This window comes from Geodermatophilus sp. SYSU D00779, from assembly GCF_054050595.1.
The window spans coordinates 68,565-79,896 of record NZ_JBJGZQ010000028.1 but is presented as its reverse complement, the minus strand read 5'-3'; the positions used below and the strand labels follow the sequence as shown (position 1 = coordinate 79,896).

Genomic DNA, 11,332 nt, shown 5'->3' with positions numbered 1-11,332 from the left:
GGCGCCGGCGCGGGGGTCTAGCGCCGGGCCCCGCGACCCCCCCGGCGCGGCCGCCCGCGCGGCGGCGGGGGGCGGCGGGCCGGGCCGCGGCCCCCCCCCACCAGGTGGTCGAGCACCGCGCTGGTCCCGCTCTACGGCTGCGGGTCGGCCGGCAGCCCGCCGGAGGAGGAATCCGGTCAGCACGTGCTGCCGGGCCGCGACCTCGGCGGGGCAGCAGGTGCCCAGCCGAGCGTCCCCGGCCTGCGTCATGTCGCTCGTCACCGGCCGCGGCGGCCGCGGCGAGCGGCGTGACGGCGTGGTGACGCGCGCCCGCGACCGTGGGGCGATGGCTGTCACGTCCTCCGAGGGTGCCGCGACGAGCGACGGGAGCGGGCCGGTCCTGGCTGCGGTCGGGACCTCCGGTCGCGACCCGCGGGCGTCCGGGCGACCTCGTCGGTGGCGGGACGTCCGGCGGCGGGGTGGCGGCGTGCCGGCCTCGCGGGCGTGGCGGGAGGGGACGCTGACGCGGGTCAAGGAGCTGGAGGCCCTGTGCGCCTGGGCGGCGCGCCAGTCCTCGGACGCCGACGAACCCATCCTGGACGCCGTCGCGGTGCACCTCGCCGCAGCCCGGGAGGCCGCCGAGGTCCGGGGTCGCCTGGTCCGGGACGAGGCCCTGCTGGAGCGCGCGATGAGCAACCTCGACGCAGCCGAGGGCATGCTGCTCACCGTCGCACCCGCCGAGTACCTCCTGGGCCGGCTCCCCGGCGTGCTCAACGACGTGACCCGCCACCTGCCGCCGGCCGACCACCGGCGCCGGCAGCTCGAGCAGCTCGGCCGGCGGGTCGGCGTGTGCTCCCTCGGGGACGCCGCGGAGGGGACGCCGCCGTCGGGCGCCGACCCGCTCGATCTGGTCAAGGCCGAGAGACTGACGATCGCCACGGCCAGCCGGGCCGCCGGCTCCGCGGCGCTGCGGGAGCAGATGCGCCTGCGCAGCTTCCGCAACGTGCTGATCGTGGCCACCGTCCTGCTCACCCTCCTGGCCGCGGCGCTGTGCCTGATCGGGCTGAGGAGCCCCACCACGCTGCCGCCGTGCTTCGCCCCGGAGCAGCAGGACGGCACCGTCGTGGTGTGCCCGACCGCCCAGACCCCGGTCGGCCCAGGGGACGACGTCGACGACGCCGTCCGTGAGACGGTCCGGCCGCTGGACGTGCTCCTCGTCGAGGTGATCGGTCTGACCGCCGGGGCCATCGCCGCCGCGGCGGCGGTGCGCAACCTGCGGGGCTCCTCCGAGCCGCACGGCATCCCGGTCGCGGTGGCCCTGCTGAAGCTGCCGACGGCGGCCATCACGGCGGTCCTGGGCCTGCTGCTCGTGCGCGGCCAGTTCTTCCCGGGCCTGACCGCTCTGGACACCTCGGCGCAGATCCTGGCGTGGGCGCTGGTCTTCGGCTACGCGCAGCAGCTGTTCACCCGGCTGGTCGACGCGCAGGCCGACACCGTCCTGAGCAGCGTCCGCGCCGGGAGCGAGACCCTGCCCGGCAACGGCGCCGTCCCGGCAGCCGACGGGCGGGGCCGCGGTGCCGGCTAGGGCCCGTCCCGGAGCTCCCGGGCGACCAGCCCGCGCAGCTCGGCGTGCATCACCTCGGGGTACTGCAGCGGCACGAAGTGGGTGCCCGCCAGCGTGCGGAGCCGGGCGCCGGGCACCGACTCGGCCGCCGTCCGGACGTCGACCGGGTCGACCAGGGTGTCGTAGCGGCCGGCGACGAACGTGACGGGGCAGCTCACCCCGGCGACGTCCAGCGGCGCGTGCTCCGCGACGGCCAGGGCCAGGTGCCGGTACCAGCGCCAGTCGTGCCGCGAGAACTCGTGCAGCACCTGGTACAGCGCGGCCGGGTGGGTGGCCTCCCGCGCGGGCCCGGTGAACCCGGCCGGCGTCAGCAGCTCGTGCCACGGCGGCAGGCTGGCCACGACCACCGGCAGCAGCGGGCCCACGACCGGCAGCAGCCGGCTGCTCAGCCGGCCGGCCGGCGCCCGCAGCCGCCGCGGCACGCCGTAGGGGGCGAACATCGCCGAGAAGCTCCCGCCCGGCACGCCGGCGACAGCGAGCAGCGACCGGACGCGCGAGGACTGCTCCAGCGCGAGCTCGAACGCCACGTTGACCCCGAGCGACCAGCCGACGACCGTCGCCGACGGCATGTCGAAGGCGTCGAGGACGGCGCGGGCGTCGTCGGCGTGGTCCTCGACCCGCACCCGGCTGCGGTCGGCCGGCCGCTCGGAGCCGGCCAGACCGCGGTGCGCCCAGGTGACGACCCGGAAGCCGCTGTCCCGATCGACCACCCGCGGCCAGGCCGCCGGCGGCGCGCCCAGACCGTTGCACAGCAGGACCGGGACACCGTCCCCGTCGTTGGTCCAGGCGCGCAGCCGCGTGCCGTCCGCGGCGCGCACCGTCGTGTGACCTCCCTGCGGGGTCCCGCCGTGAGCTCGCGAGTGGCGGGGGGCAGGGAGGTCCTCCATCAGGTGAAGGCCTCCCGCATCCCCTCCGAGGCCGACCCGGGCTGCGTCTCGTCGGCCGGCGCCGGGGCGGGCATCTCGGCACCGTGCTCGTGCGGCGCGGACGCCCCCTGGACGGCGACCACCGCCGGGTCGACCCGCATCACGGCGTACCCGGCCACGGCACCCGCACCGAACCCGGGCGCGAAGACCCGCACCGGCCCGGTGACCACCCCGTCGCGCACGGCGTCGTGGATGGCCAGCGGGATGCTCGCCGAGGAGGTGTTGCCGACCTTCTCGATGTTGAAGTAGAGCTGGTCGGCGGTCAGCCCCGCCCGCTCGGCCAGGCCGATCACCATCGTCTTGTTCGCCTGGTGCGGCACGATCAGGTCGATGGCGTCCATCAGCGACCCGTCCCGGCCGTCCGGTGCCGGCAGCTGCCCCAGCTCGTCGATCATCTGCGAGAGGTAGCGGCCGGCCAGCGCCTTCACCTGGGGGCCGAACACCGTGATGTTGTTGTCGAACTCGGGGTTCGGCCAGAGGATCGAGTTCACCTCGCTGGCCGGGCCGCTGGCGTAGGTCTTCATGTAGTCGATGTCGCCCTCGGTCCCCTCGGGGGCCGGGCCGACGACCAGCGCCGCCGCGCCGTCGCCGAAGATCATCCGCGAGGTGCGGACGTTGCCGATCTTGTCGGAGAACTTCTCGACGCAGACGACGAGGACCGGCCGCTCGACCTCCTGCAGCATCCGCACGGCGTCGGCGACGCCGTAGGGCATGCCCGCGCAGGCGGCGATGATGTCGTAGGCCGCGTAGACCTGGTGCATCCCGAGCTGGCCGCACAGGTAGGTGGCCAGGGACGGGATGAGCCGGGAGCTGGTGCAGGTGCAGACCAGCACGGCGCCGATCTCCTCCGGCTGCCGCCCCGCCTTGTCCAGTGCGGCCTCGGCGGCCTCGAGGGCGAGGTCCTCCAGCGGGAGCGAGCTGTACTCGCGCTGCTCGATGCCGGTCTTGGACGAGATCTCGTCGGCGCTCATCGGCGACCAGTTGTAGGCGGTGTTGCGGATCAGGTCGTCGTTGCTGCACACCTGGTCGCCGTGCACCGCGGCCAGCGCCTCGATCCGCGGCTGCACCGAGAAGCGCTGCCGCACGTCGAGCTCGGGGTAGGGCCGCACCGGCGGCCGGGACTCCCGGGGCCCGGCGACGTGCCGGGGCTCGGCACCCGCGCGCAGCCGGCGCAGGAAGGCCCGCACCTCCTTGTCCCGCGGGTGGAAGGCGACGACGTAGTCGTCGTCCTTCAGGTCGTCGGCCCGGGCCAGCTCCATCTTCGACCGGTCCCAGGGGTACTGGTTGTGCAGCACCATCGCCCAGCGGTGCAGCGCCTCGAGCTCCGGCACGTCCTCGGAGACGTCGAGGATGTCGGTGTAGTCGTAGACCGGGTAGTCCGGGTCGTAGTCCGGCAGCCGGAAGGTCAGCGCGCCCGGCTGCTCCAGGAATTCCGCGACCGTGGGCTTGACCGCCGGCAGCGTCGAGGCGTGGTGCTTCCGGTGGCCGTAGACGTCGAACAGGATGTCGAAGATCCGGTCCTCGCAGCCCTCGTCCCACCGCGACGGCAGCTGCGGGTAGGCCTCCTCCACCGCGGCGATCTTGGTCTCGCCGTCCTCCCAGGGCTCCAGCACCGGGAGGAACACGTCCGAGCGCGACCGGGGGACGTCGGCCCAGCGGGTGGGCCGCTTGTCGTACATGGTGATCGAGAAGCGGTTGGCCCAGAACAGGTTCAGGGCCATGTCCCGCATCAGGTCGTAGCGGGTGGCGTAGGCCCCGGTGCGCACCCGCTCGAGGATCTCGGTGCCGCTGGGGGCCTTGGTCTCGAAGTCCCGGCGGATGACGCTGTCGAGCTGTTCGAGCGTCTCCACGGTGGAGAAGTCCAACTCGGGCATGATGTTCGACGGGAACACCATGCGGCCGTGCCGGTTCAGGACGAACGCGTTCACGAGAGTCCTCTCTGTGTCGGGCGGTTCAGCGGGCGGCGCGTTCCATCCCGCGCTCGACGGCGGCGATGAGACGGGGGCGCAGCTCCGCAGCGGGGATGATCGCGTGCACCGAGCCCATCCGGCGGGCCCGCTCGATGTCGTGGACGGCCTCGAACTCCGCGGCGACCTCACCCAGCTTCTCCGACCGGACCGCGCTGCGGAGGGTCGCCAGCTGCGAGCGCAGGTGGGCCTGCTCGACGGTGTCGGCCGCGGCGATCGCGGCCTCCAGCTCCTGCACGCGGGGGTCGGCGGCGGTGCGCTTGTCGACCTCGCGGGAGAAGACGACCGCCGCGGCCGGCGCGCCGCCGATCACCGAGGCGTAGGAGCCCTCGACGGCCAGTACCTCCATGCCCTCGTTGAGGACGCCCGAGAAGACGACGAAGGCGCCGCCGTGGTAGCGGGAGACGACGCAGAAGACGATCGGCCCGTCGAAGTTGGTGATCGCCCGGCCGATCTCCGCGCCGTACTCCAGCTGGATCTCCCGCAGCGACTCCGGTGAGCCGTCGAAGCCCGAGAGGTTGGCCAGCACGACCAGGGGGCGGTTGCCGCTGGCGGCGTTGATGGCGCGCGCGGTCTTCTTCGACGACCGCGGGAACAGCGTCCCCGCCGTCCACTGGTCGGGCCCGTCGGCCGGGTGGCTGCCGCGCCGCGGGATCGGCCGCGACTCGACGCCGAGCACGGCCACTGGGTGCCCGCCGAGGTGGGCGTCGAGGACGACGGCGGTGTCGGCGTCGGCCATGCCGGCCCAGCGCTCGAGCACCGGGTGGTCCTGGTCGGTCACCGCCCGCATGACGGTCCGGATGTCGAAGGCCTTCTTGCGCTCGGGGTTCTTCTCCGCCGAGAAGACGTCCCCGACGGTGGTGAAGTCGCTCGCCGGGTGGTCGTGCGGGTAGTCGCGGACGTCCCGGTCGCGCGGGTCGGAGGTCTCGGCCTGCCGGGGCCAGCGCTCCCCCGGTGCCCGGTAGGTGTGGTCGTAGTGCCGGAAGAGCACGTCGAGCGCGGCGGTGAGGTCGGGTGCCCAGTACTGGGCCTGCCCGTTGGGCCCCATCACCCGGTCGTAGCCGCCGATGCCGAAGTTGTCCTCGGCCGACACCCCGCCGGAGTAGTCCAGCGAGTGCTTGCCGGTGAGCACCATCGCGCTGTCCGGCGTCATGACCAGGATGCCCTTGGTGTGCATGAGCATCGTGGCCTCGGCGTTCCAGTACGGCTGGGCGCCGACGTTGATGCCGGTGACGACGACGTTGATCTCCCCGCCGGCCTGGGTGAACTCGATGATGCGGCGCAGCGCCCGGGAGACCCAGTCCATGTTCTCGGTACCGCTGTCCATGGAGATGCGCGCGCCGGAGGAGAGCGCGAACCACTCCACCGGGATGCCGCGCTCCTCGGCCAGGTCCAGGGCGGCGACCACCCGGGCGCACTCGGGCTCGGCCACGGTGCCCAGGGCCTTCGTCGGGTCGCCGAAGAGGGCCACGCGGGTCATGCCCTCGGGGTAGCGCTGTGTCGGCGTGGTCACCAGGCCGACGACGATGCCCGCCTTGTTCTGGCCCCGCGGGCGCTCGACCGGGGCGAGCCGGCCGTCGGCGTCCAGGTCGTGCTCGACCCAAGAGCCCTCCGGCCCGGCCAGCAGCGGCGCCAGCTCGTACGGGTAGGGCGCGCCGCGGGCCCGCGAGCTGAGCACCTTGGCGGTGTAGTCGTCCAGCGGGCGGATCGGCTCGGTGGGCCGGTCGGTCACCTCCATGCGCAGCCCGGTGCCGGGCCGGAAGGAGAAGCGCAGCGCCACGTCGCGCGGCGGACCCGCGTCCTCCTGCAGCCGCGCGAACAGCACGATCTGGTCCAGGCCGGCACCGATGGTCAGCGGCGCCGAGGTGCGGGCGAAGGTCGCGACCTCCGACAGCGGCACCTCGATCGAGGGCCAGGCGTAGAGGTAGACCCGGTTGTGCTCGAGGGGTCGCCGGGACCGCCGCAGCGACTGCGCCCGCCGCAGGCTCTCCAGGCAGGAGGTCAGCTGCCGCTCGACCGTGGGGAAGCCGACGATCTCGCCCGCCTCGTCCCGGAGCGGCGTGAGGTCGCGGACCTCGGCCATGGCGATGAACCGCTCGTCGTTCGGGTTCTCCTTGCCCGTGATGTGGAACAGGTAGGTGTCCTCGGCCGAGGGCACCCGCTCCCCGTCGAAGTTCTTCAGCCGCCACAGGTTGAGCCGCTGCGCGGTGAGCGGGTGCAGTCCGCGGACGACCCGCTCCTCGGCCAGCCGGCCGTCCTGCCCCGGGCGGAAGGTGACCGTCTCGACCTCGCCGTCCGCGGTGGAGACCGTGACGGTGACCCGGCGGCCGGTCCGCATCGCCGGGGCGTCGTCGAGGACGCCCCGCAGGTGCTCGGACAGCTCGTCGGCGTCGGCCGGGCGGTCGGGCCAGTTGACGTAGAGGTCCACCACCACCTGGGTCGGGTCGGCGACGTCGGCCAGCGCGCCGGCCACCGACCCCAGCGCCTCGGGCAGGCGCGCCATGTCGGTCATCAGCGCCAGCAGGTGCAGCCGGGTGCCGTTCAGGTCGTACTCGGCGGTGACGCAGGTGTCCCCGTCGAGCAGGGTCGACCGGACGTCCTCGAGGCTGCGGCTGCGGTAGTAGCGGCGGGTGAGCACCTCGAGGACCGGGTCCGGGACGGACGTCGCGCGGTCGAAGCGCTGCGCCAGCAGGCGCACCAGCGGCTCGGGGCTGGCGACCAGCGCCTCCATCCGCCGCATGCTCTCCGTCGTGTCGCCGCGCGCCGCGGCCTCGTCGAGCTCGTCGAGCAGCCGCGCGGCCCGGTCGAGGACCTCCTGCCGGGCCGCCCGGACGAGCGGCTCCTCGAAGTGCCGGTAGCGGACGGCGCGGGCCAGGTCCCCCAGCGAGGGGTGGCGCAGCTGGGTGGCGACGACCAGCCGGTCCAGCACCTCCCCCACCTCGGCGCGCGCCGGCCCCTCGGGCAGCTCGGCGGTCACCCAGCGGTCCAGCAGCGCCGAGACCGCGGGCAGCTGCTCGCCGACGCGCTGCTGGGCGAGGAACACCCGGTGCACCGCCTCGGTCAGCGTCGCGCTGGGCTCGAGGTCCTCGACGCCGTAGTGGGCCAGCGCCCGCCGCAGCCGGGCCCGGAAGGCCTCCGGCAGCCCCTCGCGCTCGGCGTCCAGGGAGTGCAGGTAGGCGTGGAAGTACTCCCGCGGGCTGTGGACCTGGGTGTCGGCCTCCTCCTCCGCGCTGGCCGGGCGGTTGCGGGAGAGCTCGGAGATGTCGGCGAAGGTGACCAGGACGTCGAGCTCGGCGTGCAGCAGCTGGGCGTCGTCGGCGGGCAGCTCGTCGCGGGCGGCGGCGTACTCGGCGACCAGCCGCTTGGCGTGCCGGCCGCTGACGTCGTAGCCGGTGACCAGCGCCCGCAACGCGGCGAGCCGGTCCAGCGCTCGTGCCCGCGGGTCGCCGTCCGGTGTCTCGTCGGTGCCGGGCAGGGTCACCCGCTCCCCGGTGGCCTCCTCGACCTCGCCGCCGGTCCGCTCCAGGGTCAGCAGCGGCGCGCCGGCGTCGACCTGGCTGTTGACCGCGGCCCGAACCTCGCGGACCCGGCCGGCGAACGGCGCCCGCACCGCCGTTTCCATCTTCATGCTCTCGAGGACGGCGATCGGCTGGCCGGCCTCCACCTCGTCGCCCACCCCCGCGCGGACGGCGACGACCACGGCCGGCGCGGGTGCGCGGACCACCCCGCCGACGTCGCGGCTCACGCGGTGGGTCTCCCCGTCGACCTCCACCAGGGAGGACCCGGGCGCCTCGGCGGCGACCACGGAGTACCGCCGTCCACCGGTGCTGAGCCGGGTCTCCAGCGGGCCGAGCCGGTCGACCCGGACGTCGACGACCCGGCCGTCGAGGCCGACCTGGTAACGGTCGCGGTCCACGGTGGCGACGGTCAGCCGGTACACCTGGCCGCGCATGCCGAGCTCGATGGTGCGGCCGACCTCGTGCGGCGCCCGTGGCCGGCCGCCCCGCGCCGACGCGAGGAAGGCCAGCCGCTCCTGCTCCTCCTCGGCCTCGGCCAGGTCGAGCGCCACCTGCACCAGCGCCACCCACGCGGTCTCGGACGCCCGGGGGGTGCCGACGGTGCCGGCGCGGTCCAGCCACCCGGTGTCGGCGGTGCCGGACACCACCTCGGGGCGGTCGAGCAGGTCCAGCAGGAACGACTTGGTCGTGGTGCCGCCGCGCAGCACGACGGTGGTCTCCCGCAGCGCGCAGCGCAGCCGGGCGAGCGCCTCGGGGCGGTCCCGGCCCCACGTGATCACCTTGGCGATCATCGAGTCGTACTGCGGCGGGATGACGTCGCCTTCGCTGATCCCGGTGTCCACGCGGACGCCGGGCCCGGTCGGCAGGCGCAGCAGCTCGACCTGGCCGGGTGCGGGGGCGAAGCCCTGCTCGGCGTCCTCGGCGGTGAGCCGCGCCTCGACGGCGTGGCCGGTGGCCGGGGGCGGGTCGCCCTCGAGCCGGCCGCCGCCGGCCACGTGCAGCTGCAGCTTCACCAGGTCCAGGCCGGTGGTCGCCTCGGTGACCGGGTGTTCCACCTGCAGCCGGGTGTTGACCTCGAGGAACGTCGTGAGCTGCTCCTCCGGCTGGTAGAGGAACTCGACGGTGCCCGCGCCGACGTAGCCCGCGGCCCGCACGAGCGCGACGGCGGACTCGCGCAGGGCGGCGTCCTGCTCGGGGCTGAGCGCCGGCGAGCTGGACTCCTCGATGACCTTCTGGTTGCGCCGCTGCACCGAGCAGTCACGCACGCCGGGCGCCCAGACCGTGCCGTGCTGGTCGGCGATGACCTGGACCTCGACGTGCCGGCCGCCCTCGACCAGCCGCTCCATGAACACGACCGGGTCGCCGAAGCTCTTCTCCGCCTCGGACCGGGTGCGGGTCAGGGCCTCGTCGAGCTCGGCCTCCGAGCGGACGACGCGGATCCCGCGCCCGCCGCCGCCGCTGCGGGCCTTGACGATGAGCGGGTAGCCGATGCGTTCGGCGTGCTGGCGGCCGTCGTCCAGCCCCTCGACCGGGCCGTGGCTCCACGGCGCGACGGGGACGCCGACCTTCTCGGCGAGCACCTTGGCCTCGATCTTGGCGCCGAGCAGGCGCATCGCCTCCGGCGGCGGCCCGACGAACGCCACGCCGAGGTCGGCGCACAGCTCGGCGAAGGCCGGGTCCTCGGCCACGAAGCCCCAGCCGACCCACGCCGCGTCGGCACCGCTGGCCCGCAGCGCGCGGGCCAGCTCGGCGTGGTCGAGGTACGGGGACCCGGCGCCGCTGTCGTCGAGGAGCACCGCCTCGTCGGCGGCGCGCACGAAGGTCGCCCGGCGTTCGGCCTCCGTGTGCAGGGCCACGACGCGGGTCCGCGTGCCGTGCTCGGCGTTGAGCTCCCGCACCGCACGGATCAGCCGGAGCGCCGGCTCCCCACGGTTGACGACGGCGATGCGGTCGAACACCCGGACACCTCTCCCTGGTCGGTGGTGCTAGTGGCGGTGGTGGAAGGCGAGCCCTGCGGCTGGACGTCCGTGCGGCTACATGTCCAGGCCGCCGTTGACCCCCCAGACCTGCCCGGTGATGTAGCCGGAGGCGTCCGCGGCGAGGAAGTGCACGACGCGGGCGACCTCCTCGGGCTCGCCCAGCCGACCGATCGGGGTCTTGGCCTTGAGCTGATCGATGACCTTGTCCGGCACCGTCCCGAGCATCTCGGTGGCGGTGTAGCCGGGGGTGACGGCGTTGACGGTGATGCCCAGGCCGTCGGCCTTGCCGGAGCGTTGCACCTGGTGTGCGGCCTCGCGGGCCAGCGTCTTGGTCAGGCCCAGCAGCCCGGCCTTGGCCGAGGCGTAGTTGGACTGCCCGATGCCGCCCATCTCCCCGATGACCGAGGAGATCATCACGATCCGCCCGGTGCCGCGCTCCAGCATGTGCTTGAGGGCGGCCTGGGACAGGTAGAAGGCGCCCGACAGGTTGACGTCGATGACCCGGCGCCAGTCGTCGTCGGTCATCTTCAGCACGGTGCGGTCGGCGGTGATGCCGGCGTTGTTGACCAGGATGTCGAGCCGGCCGTGCTTCTCGATGACCTCGGCGACGGTGCGTCGGCAGTCGTCGGGGTTGGCGATGTCGCCCTTGTGCACGGAGAAGCCCTGGTCGGGGAAGTCGTCGCAGAACTGCTTGCGGAAGCGCTCGGCAGCCTCGTCGTTGCCGCTGTAGCCGGCGGCGACGTCGGCACCCTGGGCGGCCATGCTGCGGCAGATCGCCGCGCCGATCCCCCGGGTGCCGCCCGTCACGAACGCCACCCGGCCGGAGAGCTTGTCGCCCGTCCTGCTGGTCCGTTCCTGGGTCGCTGTCACCGGCTCCTCCTGCGGCTCGGGCGCGTACGCCTCGTTCCTTGGCCGGAGCTGGTGGACTGGTGACGCCGTCGGCTCCGGCAGCGGGTACGGGCAGCATGGTGCCGTGCGGGCGGTACGGCAAGACAGGGCCCGGCTCCCTCCTGCGACGACACGGCGCGCCGTCGCGCAGGCCGGTGCGCGTGTCCGACACGCGCGGTCGTCGACGCGCGGGCTGCCCGTCCGGACCCCCGCCGTCGAGTCGTGGCCGTGCGTCGGGGGCGGGAGAGTGGCCCGCGCTCCCGCCCTCGACGGACAGGAACGCCATGAGGGCACCGACCCGCCGCACCGTGACCACGGCCGCCGCAGGGCTGACCGGCCTGTGCGCCGCCGTCCTGGTGCCGACGGTCGCCGCTCCGCAGGCCGCCGCCCACCCCGGCTCGGAGCCGCACGAGGGGTCGAGACGGCGTGGCTGACCGGGTACAGCCTGGAG

At 74.4% G+C, this 11,332-nt stretch carries 6 protein-coding genes; 2 read left to right on the top strand and 4 right to left on the bottom strand.

Annotation, left to right across the window (positions count from 1 at the left end; translation table 11 throughout):
- The first annotated feature begins 466 nt into the window (after nt 1–466).
- Nucleotides 467–1,564, top strand: a complete 1,098-nt coding sequence (locus ACI79G_RS20350; protein WP_456882884.1) for a hypothetical protein — start codon at nt 467–469, stop codon at nt 1,562–1,564.
- Here the strand turns inward: ACI79G_RS20350 and ACI79G_RS20345 are convergent.
- From ACI79G_RS20345 to ACI79G_RS20330, 4 genes are all read right to left on the bottom strand, one after another.
- Entirely contained in the window at nt 1,561–2,421 is an 861-nt protein-coding gene (locus tag ACI79G_RS20345; protein WP_456882883.1) for an alpha/beta fold hydrolase, read from the bottom strand. The two genes, ACI79G_RS20350 and ACI79G_RS20345, sit on opposite strands and share 4 nt — an antisense overlap.
- Nucleotides 2,422–2,489: 68 nt before the next feature.
- Nucleotides 2,490–4,457 carry a 3-oxoacyl-ACP synthase III family protein gene (locus tag ACI79G_RS20340; RefSeq protein WP_456882882.1) on the bottom strand — a complete coding sequence of 656 codons (1,968 nt, stop codon included), beginning with the start codon at nt 4,455–4,457 and terminating at the stop codon, nt 2,490–2,492.
- Nucleotides 4,458–4,482: 25 nt separating this feature from the next.
- Nucleotides 4,483–9,972 (bottom strand): ATP-binding protein, encoded by a 5,490-nt coding sequence (locus ACI79G_RS20335; protein ID WP_456882881.1) that lies wholly within the window; start codon nt 9,970–9,972, stop codon nt 4,483–4,485.
- A 75-nt stretch (nt 9,973–10,047) separates the two neighbouring features.
- Nucleotides 10,048–10,863, bottom strand: a complete 816-nt coding sequence (locus ACI79G_RS20330) for a beta-ketoacyl-ACP reductase (protein WP_456882880.1) — start codon at nt 10,861–10,863, stop codon at nt 10,048–10,050.
- 302 nt (nt 10,864–11,165) lie between these two features.
- On the opposite strand from ACI79G_RS20330, the gene ACI79G_RS20325 reads away from it, so the two are divergent.
- On the top strand, nt 11,166–11,315 hold the full coding sequence (locus tag ACI79G_RS20325) for a hypothetical protein (protein WP_456882879.1): 150 nt from the start codon (nt 11,166–11,168) through the stop codon (nt 11,313–11,315).
- Nucleotides 11,316–11,332: the final 17 nt, after the last annotated feature.

Bases quoted from the DNA above. Each gene is read 5' to 3' on its own strand.
- ACI79G_RS20325 (WP_456882879.1), top strand. From the start codon at position 11,166: ATGAGGGCACCGACCCGCCGCACCGTGACCACGGCCGCCGCAGGGCTG.